The sequence below is a fragment of the Amorphoplanes digitatis genome, from assembly GCF_014205335.1.
Lineage (GTDB): Bacteria > Actinomycetota > Actinomycetes > Mycobacteriales > Micromonosporaceae > Actinoplanes > Actinoplanes digitatus.
Window position 1 is genome coordinate 5010298 of sequence record NZ_JACHNH010000001.1, and the last position, 22451, is coordinate 5032748.

At 72.7% G+C, this 22451-nt stretch carries 18 protein-coding genes; 7 read left to right on the plus strand and 11 right to left on the minus strand.

Going from position 1 to position 22451, the window contains the following annotated elements; genetic code table 11:
- Positions 1 to 30 precede the first annotated feature (30 nt).
- A complete protein-coding gene (locus tag BJ971_RS21895) occupies positions 31 to 549 on the plus strand; it encodes an Lrp/AsnC family transcriptional regulator (protein WP_377885491.1) in 519 nt (172 codons plus the stop codon).
- Here the strand turns inward: BJ971_RS21895 and BJ971_RS21900 are convergent, their stop codons facing one another.
- Both BJ971_RS21900 and ppk2 read right to left on the minus strand, forming a co-directional pair.
- The gene (locus BJ971_RS21900) at positions 550 to 1986 is read right to left on the minus strand and encodes an aldehyde dehydrogenase family protein (RefSeq protein WP_184995102.1); all 1437 of its coding nucleotides are present in this window, start codon (positions 1984 to 1986) and stop codon (positions 550 to 552) included. It lies immediately after the preceding gene.
- A gap of 44 nt (positions 1987 to 2030) precedes the next feature.
- Complete coding sequence (gene ppk2 / locus BJ971_RS21905; RefSeq protein ID WP_184995103.1) at positions 2031 to 3008, minus strand: polyphosphate kinase 2; 978 nt, start codon at positions 3006 to 3008, stop codon at positions 2031 to 2033.
- Between the two features lie 259 nt (positions 3009 to 3267).
- Here ppk2 and BJ971_RS21910 point away from each other — a divergent pair, with 259 nt between their 5' ends.
- Together BJ971_RS21910 and BJ971_RS21915 are read left to right on the plus strand one after the other, a co-directional pair.
- On the plus strand, positions 3268 to 5163 hold the full coding sequence (locus BJ971_RS21910; protein WP_184995104.1) for a glycoside hydrolase family 15 protein: 1896 nt from the start codon (positions 3268 to 3270) through the stop codon (positions 5161 to 5163).
- Positions 5164 to 5241: 78 nt separating this feature from the next.
- On the plus strand, positions 5242 to 5502 hold the full coding sequence (locus BJ971_RS21915; protein ID WP_184995105.1) for a DUF8691 family protein: 261 nt from the start codon (positions 5242 to 5244) through the stop codon (positions 5500 to 5502).
- Positions 5503 to 5571: 69 nt separating this feature from the next.
- On the opposite strand, the gene BJ971_RS21920 is transcribed toward BJ971_RS21915, so the two are convergent.
- From BJ971_RS21920 to BJ971_RS21930, 3 genes are all read right to left on the minus strand, one after another.
- Positions 5572 to 6906 carry a diacylglycerol/lipid kinase family protein gene (locus BJ971_RS21920; RefSeq protein ID WP_184995106.1) on the minus strand — a complete coding sequence of 445 codons (1335 nt, stop codon included), beginning with the start codon at positions 6904 to 6906 and terminating at the stop codon, positions 5572 to 5574.
- A complete protein-coding gene (locus tag BJ971_RS21925) occupies positions 6903 to 7391 on the minus strand; it encodes a DUF6069 family protein (RefSeq protein ID WP_184995107.1) in 489 nt (162 codons plus the stop codon). Before BJ971_RS21925 ends, BJ971_RS21920 begins: the two co-directional genes overlap by 4 nt.
- Positions 7392 to 7500: 109 nt before the next feature.
- Complete coding sequence (locus tag BJ971_RS21930; RefSeq protein ID WP_184995108.1) at positions 7501 to 8925, minus strand: DUF2252 domain-containing protein; 1425 nt, start codon at positions 8923 to 8925, stop codon at positions 7501 to 7503.
- A gap of 111 nt (positions 8926 to 9036) precedes the next feature.
- Here BJ971_RS21930 and BJ971_RS21935 point away from each other — a divergent pair, with 111 nt between their 5' ends.
- Entirely contained in the window at positions 9037 to 11184 is a 2148-nt protein-coding gene (locus BJ971_RS21935) for a phage holin family protein (RefSeq protein WP_239087581.1), read from the plus strand.
- A 44-nt stretch (positions 11185 to 11228) separates the two neighbouring features.
- Here the strand turns inward: BJ971_RS21935 and BJ971_RS21940 are convergent, their stop codons facing one another.
- On the minus strand, positions 11229 to 11744 hold the full coding sequence (locus tag BJ971_RS21940; protein WP_184995110.1) for a DUF1269 domain-containing protein: 516 nt from the start codon (positions 11742 to 11744) through the stop codon (positions 11229 to 11231).
- Between the two features lie 267 nt (positions 11745 to 12011).
- Between BJ971_RS21940 and BJ971_RS21945 the strand changes: the two genes are divergently transcribed.
- On the plus strand, positions 12012 to 12539 hold the full coding sequence (locus BJ971_RS21945; protein ID WP_184995111.1) for a hypothetical protein: 528 nt from the start codon (positions 12012 to 12014) through the stop codon (positions 12537 to 12539).
- Positions 12540 to 12577: 38 nt separating this feature from the next.
- Here BJ971_RS21945 and BJ971_RS21950 read toward each other — a convergent pair whose 3' ends face one another.
- From BJ971_RS21950 to BJ971_RS21960, 3 genes are all read right to left on the minus strand, one after another.
- On the minus strand, positions 12578 to 13192 hold the full coding sequence (locus BJ971_RS21950; RefSeq protein ID WP_184995112.1) for an HdeD family acid-resistance protein: 615 nt from the start codon (positions 13190 to 13192) through the stop codon (positions 12578 to 12580).
- A 93-nt stretch (positions 13193 to 13285) separates the two neighbouring features.
- Complete coding sequence (locus BJ971_RS21955) at positions 13286 to 13984, minus strand: potassium channel family protein (protein ID WP_184995113.1); 699 nt, start codon at positions 13982 to 13984, stop codon at positions 13286 to 13288.
- A 145-nt stretch (positions 13985 to 14129) separates the two neighbouring features.
- Positions 14130 to 14540 (minus strand): DUF7144 family membrane protein, encoded by a 411-nt coding sequence (locus BJ971_RS21960; protein ID WP_184995114.1) that lies wholly within the window; start codon positions 14538 to 14540, stop codon positions 14130 to 14132.
- A gap of 273 nt (positions 14541 to 14813) precedes the next feature.
- On the opposite strand from BJ971_RS21960, the gene BJ971_RS21965 reads away from it, so the two are divergent.
- Positions 14814 to 16187, plus strand: a complete 1374-nt coding sequence (locus tag BJ971_RS21965) for a hypothetical protein (RefSeq protein WP_184995115.1) — start codon at positions 14814 to 14816, stop codon at positions 16185 to 16187.
- A 61-nt stretch (positions 16188 to 16248) separates the two neighbouring features.
- On the opposite strand, the gene BJ971_RS42220 is transcribed toward BJ971_RS21965, so the two are convergent.
- A complete protein-coding gene (locus BJ971_RS42220; RefSeq protein WP_184995116.1) occupies positions 16249 to 18951 on the minus strand; it encodes a helix-turn-helix transcriptional regulator in 2703 nt (900 codons plus the stop codon).
- Positions 18952 to 19148: 197 nt separating this feature from the next.
- Positions 19149 to 21851: a winged helix-turn-helix domain-containing protein gene (locus BJ971_RS21975; RefSeq protein ID WP_184995117.1), complete on the minus strand. Its 2703-nt coding sequence runs from the start codon at positions 21849 to 21851 to the stop codon at positions 19149 to 19151.
- Between the two features lie 214 nt (positions 21852 to 22065).
- Here BJ971_RS21975 and BJ971_RS21980 point away from each other — a divergent pair, with 214 nt between their 5' ends.
- Entirely contained in the window at positions 22066 to 22320 is a 255-nt protein-coding gene (locus tag BJ971_RS21980; RefSeq protein ID WP_184995118.1) for a DUF8691 family protein, read from the plus strand.
- The last annotated feature ends 131 nt before the right edge of the window (positions 22321 to 22451 follow it).

Sequence of the window (22451 nt, forward strand, 5' to 3'; positions counted from 1 at the left end):
AACCGAGAAGATGTATTCCGGGATGGCATGATCGCCGACCAGATGTCCAGCGACAGCGGCTCGCGAGCCAGGAGGACGAGACAAGTGGCCAGCCCTCTCGACGAGATCGACCGGCAGATCCTCGCGGAGCTCACCCGCGACGGGCGGATGTCGATGCGCACCCTGGCCGAGCGCCTGCACATCTCCCGGGCCAACGCCTACGCCCGGGTCGAGCGCCTGCGCGCCGCGAACGTGATCCGGGGCTTCCGCGCCGACATCGATCCCGTCGCGGCGGGCCTGGGCACCTCGGCCTACGTCACGGTGAACCTGCACCAGGCGGAGTGGCGGGTGGTCGGCGAACAGCTGCGCGCGCTACCCGGCGTCGTGCACATCGCCTGGGTCGGCGGCGAGTTCGACGCGATCCTGCTGGTCCGCGCCCGGGACAACGCCGACCTGGGCCGCCTGGTGCTCAACGTGATCCAGGGCATGCCGGGCGTGGTGAACACCCGGACGCTGCTGGTCTTCGAGGAGGCCGACCCGATCTCCGCCGCCGCCATCTGGGAACAGTGATCAGCCGATGATGACAGTCTGCAGCTCGGTGAAGGCCTCCATCGGGTGTGCGCCGCCGACCCGGCCGATCCCGCTGCCGGAGCCCGACCGGCCGCCGAACGGCAGGTGGCTCTCCCAGTAGTTGGTGGACTCGTTGATGTTGACCCAGCCGGTGCGGACCGCGTCCGCGAAGGCGAGCCCGGCGGCCAGGTCGGCGGTGTAGACGGCGGCGAGCAGGCCGTAGGGCGAGGCGTTGGTCAGCCGGATCGCCTCGTCCATCGAGCCGATCTCCACGATCGGCGCGATCGGCCCGAACGTCTCCTCGGTGGCGGCCGCGGCGTCCGCCGGCACGCCGTCCAGGACGGTGGCCGGCCAGTAGAGGTCGGTGGCGAAGCCGGTGGCGCGGGCGCCTCCGGTCAGGACGGTCGCGCCGCGGCGTACCGCGTCGGCGACGTGATCGTCCATCTTGGCCGCGACCGCGGCGTTGTTCAGCGGGCCCATGGTGGTGGCCGCGTCGAGGGGGTCGCCCAGCCGGACCCGGTCCCGCACGGCCCGGGCGAGCCGGCCGGCGAAGTCCTCGCGGACCGCCGCGTGCACCAGCAGCCGCTCGCCGGCGGTGCAGCTCTGCCCGGCGCACAGGAAGCAGGCCAGCAGGGCGCCCTCGACCGCCCGGTCGAGGTCGGCGTCGGCCAGCACCACGATCGGGCCGTTGCCGCCCATCTCCAGCAGCGTCGCCTTGCCGGCCGCCGCGGCCGCCACCAGCCGGCCGGTGGTCGTCGAGCCGATGAAGGCGACCGCGTCCGTGCCCGGGTTACGGGCGATCTCGTCGCCCACCACCGGACCGGGCCCGGTCACCAGGTTGACCACGCCGGGCGGCAGGTCGGCCTCCGCCAGGCACTCGGCCAGGGCGATCGCGGACACCGCCGTCGACGGGGCCGGGGTCCAGACCACCGTGTTGCCGCCGGCCAGCGCCGGCGCGATCAGCTCGGCGGGCATCGTGTACGGCCAGTTCCACGGCGTGATGACGCCGACGACCCCACGCGGGCGGCGGATCAGCAGCGCCCGCTTCCCGGCGCTCGACGAGTTCGGCAGCATGCCACCCAGCCGCTTGCCGTCCTCCGCGGCCATCCGCCAGTACGTGACCAGCTCGTCCACCTCGTCGTAGGCCTCCGCCCGCAGCGGCTTGCCCTGGTCGAGGGTGAGCGTCCGGGCCAGGGCGTCCCGGCGGGTCTCGATCACGTCGGCGACCCGGTGCAGCATCGCCGCCCGGTCGAAAGCGGACAGTCGCGCCCAGCCGTCGGCGGCCCGCCGCGCCGCCGCGATCGCCGCGACCGCGTCCGCGCGGTCGCCGTCCGGGACCTTGCCCAGTTCCTCGCCGGTCGCGGGGCTGATCGCGACGGTGGTTGCGGCGGAGCGCGCCGGAATCCAGGCGCCGTCCACGAACATCTGAAGCTGCATGAGTCTCCCTGGCCGACGGTGAGACGATCACCTTAGCCAGTGGCTCAGCTGGTGAAGCTGCCGCTGCGGTCGCGCTCGGCCTCCATCAGGGCGATCTCCTGCTCACCGGAGAGGACGACCCGGCCGTCGGGCTCGAAGTCCAGCTCGGTGCTGCGGTTCTCGTAGTCGACCGCGTTGAGCATGACCTTCATCGCGTTCAGCCGGGCGCGCTGCTTGTCGCCGGACCTGATGATCACCCAGGGCGCGCTCGCGGTGCCGGTACGCTTGATCATCGCGTACTTGCGGTTGGTGTACTCGTCCCAGCGGTCCTGCGCCTGTGAGTCGATCTCGCTGAACTTCCACTGCCGCAGCGGGTCGGTGTGGCGGCGCGCGAACCGCCGCAGCTGCTCCTCCTTGGTGACGCTGAAGTAGAGCTTCACCAGGATCGTGCCCTGCCGTACCAGGTCCTTCTCGAAGCCGGTCACGCCCCACATGAAGTGCTGGTACTCCTCCGGCGTGCAGAAGCCGCAGACCGGCTCCACCATGGCGCGGTTGTACCAGCTCCGGTCGAACAGGACGATCTCGCCGCCGGCCGGGAACTGCGCCGCGTAGCGCTGGAAGTACCACTGGGACCGCTGGTCCTCGCTCGGCCGGCCCAGCGCGACCACGCGGTAGTGCTTCTCGTTCATGTAGCGGGTGACCCGGCGGATGGTGCCGCCCTTGCCCGCCGCGTCCCGGCCCTCGAACAGCACGATCATGCGCATCCGGTGTTTCTCGAGGTGCCGCTGAAGCTTCAGGAGCTCGACCTGCCACGGGCGGAGCTCGGTCTCGGCGCGCAGCTTGCGGGAGACCCGCCTGCGGTCGCGCTTGAGTGCCTGCAACTCCTCGACGGCGGCGTGATAGGCGTCGACCACCTCCGAGACCGGCGTCAGGCGGTCGTCGAGCAGGACGAGAGCGTCGGACCCGGACAGCGCGGCCGGTTGCGCCCACAGGCGCCCGTTCGGGCTGTCCGTGGCGAGCCGTGGAAGTCCAGCTCCCGTCATGGTCACTCCTCCCCAGGATCGCCCGGCGGCGGTGACCCGCGCGCACGGACCCCCGTGAGCATCCCCCGACGCACCGTACGCCCCCTCACCCCGCCCGGGTGATCCCGATGGGCAGCCTTTCGGGCAAGCACCCGCCGACCGGCGCGTTCCCCGGCGAATCGGCGCGGGTGACCACCCATACGGGATGAGGTAGGGCAGCCCGGCGATCCGCGAGGCTGTCATCTCCGATCCTAGGCCAGGACTGACAGTTGGAGTCGCCGTGACCGCCTCCGAACCCCGTGAGCAGAGCGCGGCCGCGCCCTCACCGTTCCCGCCCATCGCCGACTACGCGTTCCTCTCCGACTGCCACACCGGCGCCCTGATCGCGCCGGACGGTTCGGTCGGGTGGCTCTGCGTCCCGAGCTTCGACTCGCCCAGCGTGTTCGGCACCCTGCTCGACCGGCAGGCCGGCTACTTCAGGATCGGGCCCTTCGGCATCCATCACCCGACCGCCCGCGCCTACGATCCCGGCACGAACGTCCTGGTCACCACGTGGAAGACCCCCACCGGCTGGATCGAGGTGCGCGACGCGCTGACGATGGGGCCGCACGACGACGAGGACGCGGTCACGCCCCACACCCGCCCGCCGGCCGACGAGGACGCCGACCACCTGCTCGTGCGCACCGTCCGCTGCCTGGAGGGCCGAGTCGAGGTCGAGCTGATCTGCGAGCCGGTGTTCGACTACGGGCGGACGCCGGCCGACTGGACCATGGGCGAGGGCCCCCGCCGGCACACCGCCGAGGCGGCCGGTGCCGGTCAGAGCATCGGGGTGCAGACCGACCTCGCGCTCGGGCTGGAGGGCGACCGGGTCCGGGCCCGGCACACGCTGACGGCGGGCGAGGAGATCTACTGCGCGCTGTCGTGGTCGGCGGAGCGCGACATCGTGCCCGACGTCGACGACGCCCGGCGCAGGATCGCCGCCACCACCCGCTGCTGGCGCGCCTGGCTGGACCGGGCCCGCATACCCGACCACCGCTGGCGCGACGCGGTCCAGCGGTCGGCGCTGGTCATCAAGGGTCTTACCTATATGCCGACCGGCGCGACGGTCGCGGCGCTCACCACCTCGCTGCCCGAGACGCCCGGCGGCGAGCGCAACTGGGACTACCGGTACACCTGGATGCGCGACTCGACGTTCACCCTCCAGGCCCTGCACTACCTGAACCTCGACTGGGAAGCCGACGAGTTCATGCAGTTCGTCGCCGATCTCGAACCCAACGAGGACGGCTCCCTACAGATCATGTACGGCATCGACGGCCGCCGGGACCTGGCCGAGTCCACCCGTGACGAGCTGTCCGGCTATGCCGGCGCCCGCCCGGTGCGGATCGGCAACGGCGCGTTCGACCAGCGGCAGAACGACGTCTTCGGCGCGGTGCTGGACTCGATCCTGCTGCACACCCGCCGCAGCCAGAGCCTTCCTCGCCGGCTGTGGGCCCTCGTCGAGACACAGGCGCGCTGCGCGGAGGCGATCTGGCGGGAGCCGGACCAGGGCATCTGGGAGGCGCGTGGCGCGCCGCAGCACTACGTGTCCTCCAAGCTCATGTGCTGGGTGGCCCTCGACCGGGCCGCAACGCTCGCCGAGATGCGGTCGGACTCCAGCCTGGCTGCCGCGTGGCACGCGACGGCCGATGAGATCAGGAAGGACATCCTCACCAACGGCGTCACCGACACCGGCGTACTCCGCCAGCACTACGGCACGGACTCGCTGGACGCGTCCAATCTCCTCGCGGCGATATTCGGGTTCCTCCCGGGCGACGATCCGCGCCTGCACGCCACGGTCGATGCGATCGCCGACAGGCTGACCGAGAACGGCTTCGTGCTGCGGTACCGCACAGAGGAGACCGACGACGGCCTGTCGGGCCGGGAGGGCTCGTTCCTGATCTGCTCCTTCTGGCTGGTCTCCGCGCTGGCGATCGTCGGCGAGGAGCAGCGGGCACGCGATCTGATGGAGCGCCTGCTGCGGGTCGCCTCGCCCCTCGGGCTGTACGCGGAGGAGTTCGACGTGGCCACCGGCCGGCACCTGGGCAACTTCCCCCAGGCGTTCTCCCACCTGGCGTTGATCGAGGCCGCGGCGCGCATCATCGTCGTCGAGTTCCAGCACGAGTACCTGAACGTTTAGCGCGTTTCCACCCCGAAATCCCTCACACCATCCGCCCAGGACGATCCCCCGCCACCTGCCAGAGCAGAGAGTGATGAGATGAACCCGCCAGCCGAGCGACCCGCCGTTCCGACGGCGCGAGCGCTGTATCAGCTCAGGGTCTCCGGGTCCATCCCGGCGGACCTGGTTCGCGACCTCGAAGGCGTCAACATGACCGTCGAGCCGGCACAGACCGTCCTCTACGGCACGCTCCCGGACCAGTCCGCCCTGTTCGGGCTCCTGGTCCGCATTCACGATCTCGGGCTGCAACTGCTGGAGGTTCGCCGGATCACCGACGAGGACATCGCCGACACGACCTGAGACGTCTGACGTCGCCGGCCGTCACCCGCGCGGGATGACGGCCGGCGACACCAGGAAACCTCGTAAGGATCAGCCCGCCGGGTGCCGGGCGAAGGCCAGCCGGCGCAGCCGGACCCAGTCGACCGCCGGCTTGGCCGGCGGTACGCCGGGCCGGTCGCGGGGAACCCGCACCCGCAGCGCCCCCGGCTCCGTGGTGCACCGCACCGGCGTGGGCATCAGGATCGCCTCGCCGTCGATGCCGACGGGGATCTCGGCGACGTCGGCCTCCACGACCACCTCGGCACCGGTGAGCCGCACCAGCCCCCGTTGAGAACTGCGCCGCAGCAGGCCGACCGCCTGCCGGGCGCTCGCCACCGAGATCGCCACCAGGCCCAGCACGCCGAGGTCCAGCCGCGCCCGGCGGCCCAGCCCGGCCAGATCCGTCGAGCCGTACGGGTCGTTGCTGACGAGCACCGCCTGTGGGCCCTCGATCGTGACGTCGGCGATGCGCGCCGTGAGCCGGGCACCACGATGACCGGCCAGTTCGTCGGGGAGCAGCCGCAGCGTGGTGCGGGTCTTGTCGTCGCGGTACTCCGGGCTCTGCACGATCTCCGCGTACGCACCGAAGGACGCGTTGTTGACGAACGTGCGGTCACCGATCCGGCCCAGGTCGACGCGCATCTCCACGCCGTCGGTCAGGCCCTTCAGGCAGGTGGCGGGGTCCTCCCGGTCCAGGCCGAGGTCCAGCGCGAAGTGGTTGCGGGTGCCCGCGCTCACCACCAGGAACGGCAGATCGTGTTCCGCCGCGATCCCGGCGACCAGCGCCTGGGTGCCGTCGCCGCCCGCGACGCCGAGCAGGTCGGCGCCCCGCGCGACCGCGTCGCGGGCGAGCACGGCGACGTCGACGGTCCCCGGCCCGTCCAGGAGCGCCACCTCGGCACCCATGGCCTCCGCCTTCTCCTTGAGCCCGAACCTCGTCACCTTCCCGCCGCCGGACCGGGGATTCATGATCAGGAACGGCCGCTTCGCCGGCTCGGCGGCGTACGTGGCCATCCGCTCGCCGCCGGCCATCAGCGCGGTGCGCGCGGCGACGATCGCGAGCGCGAACAGCGCGAGCGACAGCAGGGCCACCCACAGCAGCCCCGCCCGGATGAGCAGCCCGAGGACGGTGACGGGCGCGAGGACCGCCACCGCGGCGGCCACCACCCGGAGCACGCCGCGCCCGGCCAGGACCCAGAACGCGGCGGCGACGAAGAGGACCACGCCGGCGGCGGCGAGCGCCACCATCACCAGGCTCTTCCGTCCGGCGAACGCCACCAGGACGACGGCCGCGGCGAGCGCCAGCGCGAAGGCGGCGCGGGCCAGCCAGACCTGGGCGCCGGTCGCGCCCGGCTCCGCGGCGGCCCGCACCCGCTGCTCGCTCATCGGGTCGGGTACGGGGGGCCGGCGAAGGGCGGCCGCGCCACGAACGTGGCCTTGCGCACGGCGCTGCGGGCGGACCCGGAGACCAGGCTGCCGATGGCTATGCCGAGCACGAGGTTGAGCGCGGCCGTGGCGAACTGGCTCGCCTGGGATGCCTTGACGGCGAACGGCGCCAGCATGGCGGCGAGCGTCGCGAGGCTGACGATCCAGGCGAAGAACATGCCCGACTTGGGAGTCGACAGCAGCAGCAGGTGCATCACGCCGGTGGCCAGCAGGGCCGCGACGGCCGCGCCGCCGGCGTAGGTGACCGTGTCCGCGTCGCCCCAGACCCCCTCGCCCTTGGGCGCGAGGATGGGAATGTCCAGGACTCCCCGGCAGAAGAGAATGCCGACGATCACGATGAGCGCCGCCACGAAGGCGGCGGCAACGCCGCCGGCCCAGAGAACTCCGGCATCGAGCGGACGGGGGGTTCGGGTCGGCAACGTCATGGCATGATCCCCTCGGGGCGCGTGGATCCGGTTGGCAAGCAGCATCGCCGGGACACGGCCGACTGCCCTCACCCCACGGGGGTGATCCGGCGCTCCGGGCCCGCGCGCCTCAGACGCCGGTCTGCACCTGCACCCGGCCGTCGCGCACGGCGGCCTGCAGCAGGTCGAAGTCCCTCTCGTTGACGTCGGCGTACGCCTCGCCGAAGGCGGCGAGGGCGTTCTCGAAGCGATCGCTCGAGCCGAGGTACTCCGCGATCGCGATCCGGTCGCCCGACCGCGCGTGCGCCCGCGCCAGCGTCCAGCCGCAGATGCCCGCGTAGGTACCCATTCCGCGCGGCGTCATCTCCTCGACCACCGCCGATCCCTTCCAGTCGCGCAGCTGGCGCAGGTAGAAGTCGCGGTCCTGGCCGTCGACGCCGCGGACCCGGTGGGTGCCGAGGAAGATGTCGCCGCTGGCCTGCATCAGGCGCTGACCGGCGACCACCCGCTGGCCGTGGTGGGGGTACTCGCTCGCGCCCGCGTACTCCTCCAGCACCGAGGCCCCGGCCTCCTTCGCCTGTAGGAACAGCGGATCCGCGTCGTCGCGGCCGAGCATCAGCAACACCCAGGCGCGGGTGCCGACGCTGCCCACGCCGACGACCTTGCGGGCCATGTCCACCAGCCGGAACTGCGAGAGCAGGTGCCGGCGCTCGGGCGCCAGCGACTCGCGGTACCCGCGGACCACCTCGCGCATCCACCCGAAGAGCTCGTCCGCCGTGGCGCTGGGCAGCAGGTCCTCGATCGGGACCACGGTCGGCGGCGACGCGATGATGCGGCGACGGCCGTCGACCACGGTCGAGAGCTTCCCCAGGGCGTGCAGGCTGTCGCGGGTCCTGGCCTTGCGCAGCGCCTCCTCGGTGCGCCGCACCTGGGTCGGCGGCAGGATCGAGCGCCACTTCTCCAGCACGGTCTGCACGTCGAGCTGGGCGTACCAGACCTCCAGGTTGGTGCGGGCGGCGAACTCGCGCATCGCCGTGCGGTAGGCACCGGCGGCCGCGATCGCGATCTTGTCACGCTGTTTGCGGGTGAACCCGTTCTGCCGGCCGGCCACCGCGAAGCTCGCCACGAGGCGCTTGACGTCCCACTCCCAGGGGCCCGGGAGGGTCTCGTCGAAGTCGTTGATGTCGAACACCAGGGTGCGCTCGGCGGAGGCGAACATGCCGAAGTTCGACAGGTGCGCGTCGCCGCAGGTCTGCGCCCGGAAGCCGGACGCCGGGGTGCCGGCGAGGTCGCCGGCCATCAGGACCGCGGCGCCGCGGAAGAACGTCAGTGGGGTGGCGAGCATGCGGCCGTACCGGATCGGGACGAGCTCCGGAACCCGCGTCACGTCCTCGCCCGCGAGCACGGCCACCGGATCACGGCCGTCACAGGAGCCGAGCTCGGCCTGCGAGTCCAGCGGAGTGACCTTGCGGGCGGCCTTGCCCAACCGGGTCCGCTCCGCGAGGCTCAGGTGTTCCACGCCGTCGGATGGTGTCGTTTCCGCGTTGGTCGGCATCCGACCACGCTGCGCCGGTCGCGGCCGGTTGCCATCATCCCTGGCGCATGAGCCGCCGTTCATCCCGGTGGGATGGTTCCGCGCGGGTCGTCGATCGCGTCGAATTGCGTCGTGAACGAGCCAGGGGACGACTCCGGATCCGGCGCGCGATCCCGGGCGCGGTGGGGCATCGCGCTGCTGCGGCGGCTCCGGTTCAGCTTCGGCGGGACCCGCAGGCTGCTGTTCACCCTGGTCCTCGGCTGTCTGTCGATGGCCGTGACGATCTGGATCGTGCCCGGCATGTCGGCCGGCCTCGCCGCGGACGTCCTGCTGGCGACGGTGCTGCTGGGCATCCTCGCGGCGCTGCTGCGGCCGCTCCTGACGTCGTTCGCCCTGTTGCTGGGCTGGGCCGGCGTCCTGCTGGCCGGCGTCGTCGCCCAGGCGCTGCTGTTCTACCTGGCGCTGAGCCTGACCCCCGGTATACACGTCGACGGGTTCTGGCACGCGTTCTGGGCCTCCTGGATCTTCGCGTTCCTGATGACCGTCGTCACCTGGATGGCGACCGCCGGCGACAGCGCCGCCTTCCTCACCCACCTCGTGCAGCAGGCCGGCGATCCGCAACCCGGTATCGCCGCGTCCGTGCCGGGCGTGGTCTTCATACAGATCGACGGCCTCGCCGCGCCGCTGCTGCGCTGGTCCGTCCGCTCGGGTGACCTGCCGACGCTAAGCCGGTGGATCCGGTCCGGCAGCCACAGCCTGACGGACTGGCACGCGCAGCTGCCGGCGACCACGCCGGCCAGCCAGGCGGGGCTGCTGCACGGCGGCAGCGACCAGGTGCCGGCGTTCCGCTGGTACGAGAAGGAGACCGGCCGGCTCCTGGTGGCCAACCGGCCCCGGGACGCCGCGGTGATTCAGGCCCGCCTCAGCGACGGCCGCGGCCTGCTCGCCGACGGCGGCGTGAGCATCTCCAACATCTTCTCCGGCGACGCGCCGACCAGCCTGCTGACCATGAGCGGCCTGACGGGCCGCAACGGGCGCCGCGGCCCGTCGCGCACGTTCGCCACGTTCTTCATCAACCCGTACGGGCTGACCCGCTCGGTGGTGCTCACCGTCGCCGAGATGGTCAAGGAGATCCATCAGTCCCGGCTGCAACTGGTACGGCGGGTGGAGCCGCGGATCCGCCGCCACGGTTCGTACATCCTGCTGCGCGCGGTCACCAACGTCCTGCTGAGGGACCTGAACACGGGCCTGATCGCGGACCAGATGATGGCCGGGACGCCGTCGATCTACTGCGACTTCACCGACTACGACGAGATCGCGCACCACGCCGGGCCGACCCGCCCGGAATCGCTGGCGTCGCTGGCCGGCATCGACCACCTCATCGGCGTCCTCGAGCACGTCGCCGAGCGGGCGCCCCGCCCCTACCGTTTCGTGGTGCTCTCCGACCACGGGCAGAGCCAGGGCGCGACCTTCCTGCAGCGCCACGGCATGCCGCTTGAGGACCTCGTCCGCAGCCTGATGGGCACCGGAACCGTGGCGGCCTCGACCGGGCTCGACGAGACCGTCGGCCCGGTGAACACGTTCCTGACCCAGGTCGCGCAGCAGGGCGGCCCGACGGGCCGGCTCACCCGGCGCGCGTTGCAGACCAGGACCCACGACGGCCAGGTCGAGCTCAGCCCGGCGCCGGAGGCCGACGAGGCCGCGCACGAGTCGGACCTCGTGCTGATCGCGTCGGGCAACCTCTCGATGATCTACTTCACCCGGCTGCCCGGCCGGCTGGTCCTGGAGGACATCGAGCGGCTCTATCCGGGCCTGGTCGGCGCCCTGACCCAGCACCCGGGCATCGGCTTCATCTCCGTGCGCACCGGCGGCCAGGGCACGGTGGTGCTCGGCCGCGACGGAATCCGCTACCTGCACGAGGACCGCGTCGAGGGCGCCGACCCGCTCGCCGGCTTCGGCCCGCACGCGGCGGCCGACGTGCTGCGGCACGACGCCCTCGCGCACGTCGGCGACCTCGTCATCAACAGCCCCATCGATCCGGACACCGACGAGGTCGCGGCGTACGAGGAGCTGGTCGGGTGCCACGGCGGGCTCGGCGGATGGCAGACCGAGGCGGTGCTCGTGCACCCGCGGGACTGGGTGGTCGGGTCCCCGCCGCTCATCGGCGCGGACGCGGTGCACCGGCAGCTGGTGGACTGGCTGGAGCAGGCCGGGCAGCGCCGGGAGCTGCGCGCCGACGGCCCGGCGCTGGACACGCCGCAGGGCCACGGCGGGAGCTGACCGGCCCCTCGCCGCGGCCCGAAGCACCGTCGTGCCGGCTACCGTCAGGCGGTCGGCGGGGTGCTGGCGGCGTCCGGAGAGCCGTGCAGCGCCTCCTGCAGTTCCTCCTCGGTCTCCTTGGACAGCGACGACTTGAGCACGGTGCCGCCGTAGCGGCTCAGCGCCTCGACCGCCTTGTCAGGAGTGGCGTGGCTGACCACCAGGAACAGGGCCGACGTGCCCGGCTGGAGCTGGTCGCGTACCCGGTCCTGGAAGTCCTTGTGGATGCCGCTCTTGGCGACCTTTCCCATCAGGGCGCCGAGGCCGGCGCCGACGGCCATGCCGAAGAACGGGATGAAGAACAGCATTCCGAACAGCAGGCCCCAGAACATGCCCCACGACGCGCCGCCGGTCACGGGGTGGTGGCTCGTGCTGACGTGGAATCTGCCCTCCGTGTCGCGGCTGATCGCCGCGATGGCCTCGGGCTCGATGATGAGATCCCGGGCAAGTCGGCGCGCCTCTGCCGCCGCCTCCGCGGCGGTCGTCTCGTCCGGGTACCCGATGGCGACCAGAGTGGACATGCGGATCCTTCCGTAGTTCGTTGCCCGGCCGGCGAACGCCGCCCGAGCGGTTCCTGCCTCGCGAGTCGCAGGACCCCCACCAGAGGGAATCGCACGCCCCCGCGGCGGCGGCTCATCCCGTCCGGATGAGCGTCCTCGACGGGCACGCGAGCGCGACGCCGCTGCGGAATCCCGCTCACCCACGCGGGGTGACGATCCACCGGCCGCGGCGCGACACGATGGAACTCCCGTATCCCGGAGGTGCCTGATGCTTGACCTGGACCGGACATGACCCAGGGTGACGACGCCGCCGCGCGCGTAAGGGTGAGGCCGGAGGCGAACGAGGCGGACTTCGCCGGCGCGATCTACGGATCCATGCTGGCGGCGTCGGTGGTGGTCGGCGGCGGCCTCGGCGCGGACAGCCACGGTCCCCCGCCGGTACGGCTGGCGCTGCTGCTCGTCGCCACCGGGGTGGTCTTCTGGCTGGCGCACGCGTACGCCCGGCTGGTCGGCGACCGCATTCATCGGACCACCATCAGCGGGGCGGAGATCGTCCGGGTCGCGCGGCTCGAGTGGCCGCTGCTGCAGGCGACGTTCCCGCCGGCGGCCGCGGCCGTCGTGGTGGGCGTTCTCGGCGGCGGCGACAGGGCGGCCGGCTGGGCGGCGCTGCTGGTGGCGATCGCCGGTCAGGTCGGCTGGGGCATGGTCGCCGCCCGCCAGGCGGGTGCGAGCCGTTCGCTGATCCTGCTGACCGCGGTCGTCAACCTCGCGCTCGGCTTGGTGATCATCTCGCTCAAGGCCGCGCTGCAGCACTGAACCCCGGCCGGCCCGGGCGGGCCGGCCGGGCCGGGCCGTCAGGCGGCGGTGATCGCGCGGCGGGCCCAGAACACCATGCCGACCTGGATCAGGCCCATGAAGATCAGCCATGCGCCGGTGAGGTAGACGAACGCCACCACCGAGATGTCGGGCCAGAGGAGCACGACCAGAGCGGCGATGATGCTGAGCACGCCGAGGGCGATCCCCCACCCCCGGTACGTGCGGTCGCGGTTGCCGAGGGCGGAGATCAGTTCCAGGATGCCGCCGATCAGCCACATGAGCCCGACCAGCGTGACCAGCAGGGTCAGCGTCACGAGCAGGTTGCGCAGCGCGATGACGCCGGCGACCACGAAGAACACCCCGATGACGCCGAGGATGGCGCGCTCGGCGCCGTCGCGCGCGGTGGCGGTGATCGCCTGCACGATCCGGACGATGCCGTGCAGCAACAGCCAGATGCCGAAGAGCGCGGCCACGACCTTCAGCGTCGCCTCCGGCCAGACCAGCATGATGACGCCGAGTACGACGCTGAAGACGGACGCGCCCAGTGCCAGCCACCAGACGGCTTTGGCGAAGGACTTCGTGGCGTCGGCCGGTACGGCCGATACGCCCTCCGACGTGAACGGTTCGGACTGGTAAGGGACCGAGGCAGACATGCGCCCCTCCTGGGAGTCGACGGTGAGATCACAGTGGCACCGAACAGCTCCGGGCGACTCACCACGAGCGGATGAACTCCCCGGCGGCGCCGCTCACCCGTCCGCCGGCGCGACGTCGTCGCCCGGCCGGCGCCGCTCGGTGCCGAACACCGAGACGAGCCGGGCCACCAGCGTCACGAGGAAGATCTGGCCGCACAGCGCGTCCAGCACCGCAAGGCTGCGCCCCGGCGCGGTGGCCGGGGTCAGGTCGCCGTACCCGGTGGTGGTCAGGGTGATGAAGGCGAAGTACTGGATCGAGTCGACGTCGACCGCCTCGCCCCCGGCGAAGAACGGCCCGGGTCCCAGCATGGCGGCCGCGGTGAACAGTGCGACGAAGAAGAAGCCCACCAGCAGGTAGGCGGAGAGCGCGCCGAAGATGGTCTGCATCGTGACCACCCGGTGGCGCAGGACCCGGCCGACCACCACGAAGACGGTCAGCAACAGGAATCCCGCCGTCCACAGGGCGGCGATGCCCTCGATCACCGGGCCCTGCACCGCGACCACCAGGGCGGCGACGACCACCGATCCGGCCAGCAGCATCCGGCGCAGCCACCGCGCCGTCCCGGCGGACAGCCGCGCGAACCGCAGGGCGAGGACCAGCACGACGACGTAGAACACCAGGGTGATCAGGCGCGCCAGGCGGCCGTCCAGCATCCCGGCGACGACGAAGCTCGCCAGCAGCAGCACGAACATCATCCCGTAGCGGTCCGGCCGCTCCCCCGGGCCGGGCCGCCGGCCGTGCGCTACGGACATCGTCGCCGTCCTTCCGCGTCGCGAATCCCGGCCGCGCCCCGGCTCGCGGGGAACCTGGCGGCCGTCGCGGCCCACGGCGGGCCGCGGCCAGGAGTTCCGCGGCGGCGCTCCTGGCACGGGGTGCCGCCGCGGCGCACGCTTGGCGTTACTCGGCGGCTTCGCGGCCGTGCACCGCGAGCGCGTAGATGATGATCACGTCCATCGCGATGATCAGGATCGACCACAGGGGATACGCCGCGATGAACGCCATGTTCACGATCGCGCTCACGACGGCGAGGACGATGCCGACCGTGCGCCCCCAGGTCTTGCCCGTCATCACCGCGAACCCGGCGGCGAACGCGGTCAGGCCGATGAGCAGGTGCACGAATCCCCATGCGGAGTAGTCGACGGACACCACCAGCCCGGACCGGCCCACGAGGTAATACCCGTCGTCGAAGAGCGCGACGAGGCCGGATATGGCCTGGAAGAAGCCGAGCGTGATCATCATGATGCCGGCGAAGTAGACCCAGCCGAGCCAGGCGGTCCGGGTCGAGGCGGATTTGTCGTACGTCGCCATGTCGCTCCTACTTCCTGATCTTGTGACCGCGGCGCCGCGCCGGTCAGGTGACACAGGGATCGCGCCGCGTACCCGGCCATGCCCGGCCGGGTTCGTACCACGATTTTCTGCGCCGCGGCGGCCGCCGGCATCGTCTTCCGCGGATGAGGCGCCACGCCTTCCCCGCCAGCGTCCGACCCGCGTCCCATCCGCGTAGGGGGACCTGCGGCACCACCGGCCAGACGTACGGTTTGGGCTCCGCACAGCTCCTGCGCAGAAGTGGAGCCCACCCACATGACCGAGCCCGAAGTACCGGATACCGAGCAGGAACTCGCGCAGCTGCGCGCCGAGAACGAGCGGCTGCGGGCGCTGGTGGAGAGCCGGGTTCCGCCGGACGTCCCGCACCGGCCCCGCCGCCGCGTCGGGCGATGGACCGCGGCGACCGTCTGCCTGCTGATCGGCTGCCTGCTGCTGCCGGTCGGCGCGGTGGCGGTGTTCGCGCGGACGGTCGTCTTCGACACCGACCGGTACGTCGAGACCGTCGCGCCGCTGGCGCACGACCCCGCCGTGCGCAACGCGGTGGCCGACCGGATCACCGCCGAGGTGTTCGCCGCGCTCGACATCGACGGATTCACCCGCCGGGCGATCGACGCCGTGGTGAAGCAGGGCGCGCCGGCCGAGCTCACCATGCTCCAGCAGCCGATGGTCAACGGCGTGCGCTCGTTCGCCCGTACGCAGGTGCACAACGCGGTCAGCTCGGACCTGTTCGCGCAGGCCTGGGAGCAGGCCAACCGGGCGGCGCACGCCGGCCTGGTCGCCGCGCTGCGGGGGAACAAGGGCGGGGCGATCGAGGTGGAGAACGGCAACGTGTCGGTCAACCTCGGCCTGTTCATCCAGACCATCAAGCCGCGGCTGATCGAGGCCGGGGTCCCGTTCGCCGACCGGATACCCGCGGTGAACCTGTCCTTCCCGCTGCTGCACTCCGACGAGATTCCCAAGATCCAGCGCGCCGCCTCGCTGCTCGACCGGCTCGCGATACCGCTGGTGCTGTTCGCGTTCCTGCTGCTCGCCCTCGCGGTCTGGCTGGCACCCGGCCGCCGTCGCATGCTGTCCATCGCCGGCCTCGGCATCGCCCTGTCGCTGCTCCTGCTCCTCGGCGGGCTCGCCGCGGGCCGCGAGTACTACCTCACCCACCTGCCGCAGAACACCCTGCCGACCGACGCGGCCGCCGTCGTCTGGGACACCCTGACGGCGCAGTTCAAGGTCCGGTTGCAGACCGTCGTGCTGGTCGGCGTCGTGATCGCGCTCGGCGCCTGGGTGGTCGGACCCGGCGAGCTCGCCCGCGGACTGCGCTCCGGCGCGAACCGGCTGATCCTCGGTGCCCGGGTGGGCGCGCGCCGGCTCGGCTGGCGGCCCACCGTCGTCGACCGCTGGGTCGCCGACCACGTCGCCGTGCTGCGCGCCGCCGCCCTCGCGCTGATCGTCATCGTGTACGCGCTCTGGACCCGGCCGACCGGTTCCGTCGTCGTCTGGCTCACGCTGGCGCTGCTGGGCCTGCTCGCCGTCATCGAGCTGCTGCGCCGGGGCACCGACCTGCCGCCCGCGCCGGACACCGAACCGGGCGCGACGCCGGCGATGCCGCGCGAGGCCGTCCTGCCGGGTACCTGAGCGATGAGACCGGCCGCGCGGGCCCGGATAACCGGTACCGCGCGGCCGGCGCGTGCGACCGTCAGACCAGCCCGAGCTCGCGGGCCCGGCGAACGGCCTCGTTGCGCCGCGAAGCGGCCAGCTTGCGGAGGATGCTGCGGACGTGCGTCTTCACCGTGTTCACGGAGAGGTACATCGCCTCGGCGATCTCCTCCGTGCCCAGCAGCGCCGCGAGGTGCCGGAGCACCTCCAGCTCCCGCTCGCTGAGCGGGTCGACCACGATCGGCGTGCTCTGCTCGGCCGGCGCGGCGCTGGGCCGCGCGCGGGGCTGCGGCGGCGCGGTCGAGCCGATCGACTGGTAGGCCGCCGCCAGCTCGGGGTCGCTGCGCAACAGCTGGCGCAGCCGCGGACCGGCCTCGTGGAAGACGCGCCGATGGCCGTCGGGTGCGGCGAGCGCCAGCGCCTGCCGCAGGCAGTCGCGGACGACGTTCGTCTCGCCCTGCTCGCTCGCCGCGATCGCCTTGACCAGCCAGGCCTCGATCAGGGTCGGCCCCGGCGCCGCGGCCGCCTCGACGATGGGCGTGAGCAGCTCGGCGCCCGCCCGGGTCTCGCCACGCGCCACGAGCGCGGCGGCGCTCACCACGGCGGCACGCGGTGACGACGGATCGTCCACGGCACCGGCGGCGGCCAGCGCCTCGTCCGGCCGGTCCATGACCACGGCGAGATGCGCCCGGCTCAGGGCGACCTCCCGCTCGAGCCACGCCGGCAGGGCCCCGCCGTCGCCGGTGGGCAGCTCGCCGAGGACGCGGGCCGCGGCCCGCAGCTCGCCCCGGCCGCTGAGCAGGCGCGACCGCACGAGGGCGACCGCGACCGTTGCCATGGCGTCCTGGCCCGCGTCGGGAACCGCCTCGGCGTCCCGCAGGTGGCGCCACGCGACCGGCACCGCCCAGCGCTCGCCGGCCACCCAGGCGAGCACCACCGAGGTGGCGCGCGACTGCGGCGACGGCGTGTGGCACCGGCCGGCAAGCTGGGCCGCCTGGCCGGCCGTGTCGGAGGCGTCCCGCAGGCGTCCGAGGTAGACGTCGGCCAGCGCGAGCTGTTGCAGGCAGGCGAGCCGCACGCCCTCGCAGCCCGACGGCGGCGCGGTCTTGACGGCGTCGGTGAGCGTCACGACGGCGTCGCCGAGGTCGCCCGCCCAGATCTGGGACAGGCCCCGCCAGTACCGCAGGATCGTGCGCAGCTCCGGGTGGGCGTCGACGCGTTCCGGCGGCGCCTGCGCCATGAGCGCCTCGGCCGCGTCCGCGGCACGCAGGGCCCGCGGCACGTCGTGCCGCATGGCGGCCGCGCCGGCCTCGAGGATCGCGGCGGCGAGCCGCAGCGGCAGGTTCTGTTCCGGCCCGTCGTCGCCGACCAGGTCCGCGACCTGCGCCAGGTGTTGTTCCGCCTCGTCCGGGTCGGCGGCGGCGAGCCGCTGTGCGGCCGCCACCAGGGCCGGCTCCGGCCCGTCCAGCCCGGCCGGCATGTCACGGAACAGCTTGCCGAGGCGGTCGGCGTCGCCGCAGGCGACCAGCCGGCCGATGCCCAGGTCCCGCACCACAAGGGCGCAGGCGTGCTCCCAGTCGCCGGCGGCGACCGTGTGCCGGATCGCGTCGGCGGAGCGCCCGTGCGCGACGAACCAGGCCGCGGCGCGGCGGTGCAGGTGCGGCACCCGCTCGGGCTCCTCGTAGGTCAGCTGCGCCCGCAGCAGTTCCGCGAAGAGGCGGTGGTAGCGGTGCACCGTCGATCGCTCGGCGACCGGCTGCACGAACGCGTTGGCCCGCTCCATCACCGCCAGGATCTGCCGTGCGTCGTTCCGTCCGGTCAGCACGTCGGCCAGGTCCGGCGTGAAGTCGTCGACGATGCTGGTACGCAGGACGAAGTCCCGGATCTCGGGCGGCTGGGCGGACAGCACCTCGCCGAGGAAGTACTCGGCGATGTTCGCGTCGTCGCCGGCGATGGTGATGACGAGGTCCTCGGCGTCGCCGCACCGCTCCATGGCCATGGCGAACAACCGGATGCCAGCGGCCCACCCCTCGGTGCGTTCGACGAGCGAGCGCAGCGCCCAGTCCGGCAGGTGCACGCCGTGGCCGGCCAGCAGCGCAGCGGTCTCGACGGCGGTGAACGCGAGGTCGTCGCCGCGGATCTCGCTCAGCGTCCCGGCGAGGCGGTAGCGGTACAGGGGCAGCGGTGGATCCCAGCGGCCGACCAGGACCACCCGCAGGTGCTGATCGGCGTGCCGGAGCAGCGCGTCGAGGTCGTCGCCGAGGCGCCGGCCGGCGAGCACGGAGACGCTGTCGAGAACCAGCACGACGGCGCTGTGCTGTGCGGCGAGGTCGGCCGCCAGGCGGGCGAGCAGCGATCTGCCGATCGTCCCGCGGTGCGCCGCCTCCTCGATCGCCGGCGACAGCTTGATGCCGCTGCGGTGGAAACCCTCGACCAGGTAGGACCAGAAGACACCCGGCTCGTCGTCGCCCTCCTCGAGGGCGATCCAGATGACCGGTCCCGGCGCTCCCCCGGCGGACACCCAGGAGGCGACCAGCTGCGTCTTTCCGCTGCCCGGCGGGCCGGTCACCACCGTCATGGGGTTGGCGACCGCCCTGGACAGGCGGCTGTGCAGTCGTTCCCGCTCCACCGTGAACGGCGGGGTCTTGGGTACGGCGAACTTGGAGGCGAGCAGTGGGTCGCTCTCGGCGGTCGGGGCTGCGGCAGCCGTAGGAACCAGGGCGGTATCGGCACGAATCGTCACGTCGCTCGTCACGGCTTTGCCTCGCTTGTGTTCGCGGTGGCTGTCAGCAGGCTCCGTTGTCGCGTCGGTTTACAAAGTCGATCAGTTTCAGCCCTCAGCGTTCGGCAGTCGAGGTGACCTTGCATCGTCCACATGGGGTGATTGACGGAACGCCAGGAGTAATCAGGCCCTTGTCGGCACGAAGTCACGACAAAGACCTATATGAGACCCAATTCCCTTGCCCGATCAACCGCTTCACGACGCTGCGTAACTCCAAGCTTACGGTAGAGCGACCTGAGGTGCGCTTTCACTGTATTCACCGAGACATACATCTGTCCTGCTATGTCCTGATTTCTCAGCATTGTTGGTAGATAACGTAACACGTCCAATTCGCGCTCCGTGAGCTCTTCGCTGTCCTGCCCCCAGGCCGATTCGGCCCGGGCCGGCTCGGCCATCGCGTCGCCGAGAAGCTCACCGACAAAGTGCGAACTGTGCGGAGTAAGCCACTGATAGCGCTCGAGAAAGGCCGCGAGCCGGGGCAGGCCGACGCCGACGAACGGCCCGCGCATCTCCTGCGCCTCCGCCAGGGCGACGGCGCGGGAGAACGCGTCGACCGAGCGGCTGTTCTGCCGCAGCTCGTCCGCCACCAGCGCGGTGAGCAGCCAGGCCTCGACGGCCGAGCCGATGTCGGGCGCCGAGACGTGTATCGGGGCGAGCGCCGCCTCCGCGGCGTCGAACGCCCCGAGCGTGAGGTGTGCCCGCGCGACGCGGGTCCACAGCCGCGGGAACATCCGCGCGGCCGCGCCGGGCCGGCGGACCCGCCGGATCAGCTTCTCGGGCTCGCCCGCCGCGAGGTCGAGGTCGGCCTCCGCGAGCGCGAGCCACCGGGCCAGGGTGGTGGGCGTCCGGCCGGCGTCGGCCTCCTCCTCGAGGCGCCGGGCCGCCAGCCGCGCCGCGTCCAGCTCGCCGTGCGCGAGCAGGACCCGGATCTCCACCGCCCGCAGGGCGAGGTACGGCACCGGTTCGGGCTCCGGGCGCTGCGCCACGGCGGCGTTCTCGAGGGCCGCGACGGCCTCGCCCAGGTGGTGCCGTTCGAGGTTGATCAGGGCCAGCGCCAGGTGGGCGGGTACCGCCTGCGGCGCCGAGCGCCAGGCGCCCTCCGCCAGCGCGAGGCCGCCGCGCGCGTGCCCGGACCCGTCCCGCAGCAGGCCGCGCTCCGCCTCCACCAGGGCCAGGTGTGCCATCGCGTCGAGCTGGGTGAGCTCCGCGCCGGCGTGCTGCGCCACCGCCATCCCCGATCGCAGCCGGGTGTGTGCCGCGCCGAGGCGCCCCGTCCAGAACAGCCCGACGCCGGTGTTGGTGAAGGCGGTCGCCCGGTAGTGACGCGCGCCGGGCAGCTGCGCCGTCGACACGTCCGCGAGCACGTTCAGGGCCTCGGCGGTCGTGTCGGCGAGCGCCGTCATGTCGCCGCGCGCGCGGGCCAGCGCCGCGTCGAGCGCGCGGGCCAGGATCTCGGCCGGCAGCCGCAGGTCCGCGTCCTCGTCGGCGAGGGTCGCCCGGGCCCGGGCGACCTGTGCCGGCACGACGTCGTACTCCCCGCGGTCGTGTGCGAGCAGCGCGCCGCAGAGTGCGAGGCCCGCGGTGGCCGAGAGCCGGCTCGCCGGCACCAGCGCCAGCTGGTCGGCGAGGGGCCGGCGGTGCGCCGAGTCGATCCGGGCGCCGACGACGGTCACCACAAGGCGGCCGACGAGCGGCCAGTCCCCCGCCGCGACCGCGTGCCCGACCGCGGCCGGCCCGTCGTCGACGCCGGCGAACCAGTACGCCGCCGTGCGATTCAGGTCCGTGGCGAGTTCGGGTGTCTCGAGCCGCAGCCGGTACCGCAGCAGGTCCCGCAGCAGGGGGTGGTACCGGAACCACTCCGGCCGGCCCGCCACCCTGGTCACCAGCGCGTTCGCGCGCGCCAGGCGTTCGAGGACCTGCTGCCCGCGCGGCTGCCCGGTGAGCGCCTCGGCCAGCTCGCCGGAGACCCGCTCCGCGACGGAGGTCTGCCTCAGGAACTGCTGCACCTCGGGCGGCTCGCCGACCAGGACCTCGGACATCAGGTAGTCGGCGACCGCCGGCTCGGTCCCGGCGAACTCACCGGCCCGCCGCGCCGGGTCCCGTACGCCGAGGAATCCGGCGGCGAGGCGCAGGCCGGTGGCCCAGCCCTCGGTGCGTTCGTGCAGCGCCTCGAGCTCGGTGGGCGGTAGCCGCAGATCGTGCGCGGCCAGGAGCCTGTTCGCCTCCTCCGGGGTGAAGTCCAGCTCCGCGGCGCGCAGCTCGGTCAGCCCTGCCCGGATCCGCGGGCGGTGCAGCGCCGGCACCCGGTCCGCCCGGGTGGTGATCACCAGCCGCAGCCGGCCGAGGGGGTGGCGCAGGAGAAAGGCAAGCGACCGCAGGATCCGCGGATTGCCGATCTCGTGCAGATCGTCGAGGACCAGCACCACGGGGCACGTGAGCGCGGCGATCCCGGCGGCGAGCCGGCGCACGAAGGCCTCGTCGAGGCGCGGGCCGGGAATCATCCGCGCCAGCGGACTGCGCTCGGGCACCGCACCGGTGCCGCGGATCGCGCCGAGCACGTAGGACCAGAAGGAGGCGGGATCGTTGTCGCAGGCGTCGAGGGCGAGCCAGGCCACGGGTCCGGGAGCCCGGCCGGCCTCGGCCCAGCCGGCGACGAGCAGGGTCTTGCCCGCGCCCGGTCCCCCGCTCACCAGCGTCGCCTCGCCCTCGGCGCCCTCGGTGAGCCGGTCGGTGAGGCGCGGCCGCGGTACGAACGCACGCGGCAGCGGCGGCACGGCGAGCTTGGCCGTGAGCAGCCCTGCCGGGCCGGCGATGCGGGACGGCGCACCCGCGATCCGCGTGTTCCTACCCCGATCACCCATGCGATATCCCGCGCTTCCTGGTCAACAGGCATGGCGGCGCTTCGTCGACCTGAGCGTAACCCAAGATCGACTGACCTGGATCCGGTGCGCGAGCCGCGGTGCTGTCGCATTGATCACCAACCGCCGGATTTAACGCGCCGCCATCCCCTGCGGACGATCCGTAATCGGCTCGCGGGGCCGATGGTTCAGGGAGGAACGCCCCGGAGGTGATCGGATGACAGAGAGATACGAGATCCGCGTATCGGATCGGCTCGGACCGGTGCTGCTCGGCGCCCTGGCCGGCATGCGGTCGGAGGTGGTGCCGCGACAGACGATCATCGAGGGCTGGTTCTCCACTGAGGAATTCCGTGCGCTGCTGCTGCGGGTGGAACGGGTCGGCGTGCAGCTCATCCGCCTCGACCGCGTCGCCGACGAGCGCGAACGGCGCACGCGGGATCCCGCGACCCCACCGGGACCGTCATCCGGGTGATCCGCCGCGGGCGCGCTCATCCCGCTCGGATGACGCGCCTCCGCGCCCGCGGCACCATCATGGCGGCATGCCGACGAACGGGGCGCCGAGGGTGACGGGCGGTAGTGCACCGCCTCGTTCCTCGGCGCCCC

Bases quoted from the DNA above. Each gene is read 5' to 3' on its own strand.
- BJ971_RS21980 (WP_184995118.1), top strand. From the start codon at position 22,066: ATGACAGAGAGATACGAGATCCGCGTATCGGATCGGCTCGGACCGGTG.
- BJ971_RS21955 (WP_184995113.1), bottom strand. From the start codon at position 13,984: ATGTCCGTAGCGCACGGCCGGCGGCCCGGCCCGGGGGAGCGGCCGGAC.
- BJ971_RS21950 (WP_184995112.1), bottom strand. From the start codon at position 13,192: ATGTCTGCCTCGGTCCCTTACCAGTCCGAACCGTTCACGTCGGAGGGC.
- ppk2 (WP_184995103.1), bottom strand. From the start codon at position 3,008: ATGACGGGAGCTGGACTTCCACGGCTCGCCACGGACAGCCCGAACGGG.
- BJ971_RS21920 (WP_184995106.1), bottom strand. From the start codon at position 6,906: ATGAGCGAGCAGCGGGTGCGGGCCGCCGCGGAGCCGGGCGCGACCGGC.
- BJ971_RS21965 (WP_184995115.1), top strand. From the start codon at position 14,814: ATGACCGAGCCCGAAGTACCGGATACCGAGCAGGAACTCGCGCAGCTG.
- BJ971_RS21930 (WP_184995108.1), bottom strand. From the start codon at position 8,925: ATGCCGACCAACGCGGAAACGACACCATCCGACGGCGTGGAACACCTG.
- BJ971_RS21945 (WP_184995111.1), top strand. From the start codon at position 12,012: ATGACCCAGGGTGACGACGCCGCCGCGCGCGTAAGGGTGAGGCCGGAG.
- BJ971_RS21960 (WP_184995114.1), bottom strand. From the start codon at position 14,540: ATGGCGACGTACGACAAATCCGCCTCGACCCGGACCGCCTGGCTCGGC.
- BJ971_RS21900 (WP_184995102.1), bottom strand. From the start codon at position 1,986: ATGCAGCTTCAGATGTTCGTGGACGGCGCCTGGATTCCGGCGCGCTCC.
- BJ971_RS21975 (WP_184995117.1), bottom strand. From the start codon at position 21,851: ATGGGTGATCGGGGTAGGAACACGCGGATCGCGGGTGCGCCGTCCCGC.
- BJ971_RS21925 (WP_184995107.1), bottom strand. From the start codon at position 7,391: ATGACGTTGCCGACCCGAACCCCCCGTCCGCTCGATGCCGGAGTTCTC.
- BJ971_RS21940 (WP_184995110.1), bottom strand. From the start codon at position 11,744: ATGTCCACTCTGGTCGCCATCGGGTACCCGGACGAGACGACCGCCGCG.
- BJ971_RS21915 (WP_184995105.1), top strand. From the start codon at position 5,242: ATGAACCCGCCAGCCGAGCGACCCGCCGTTCCGACGGCGCGAGCGCTG.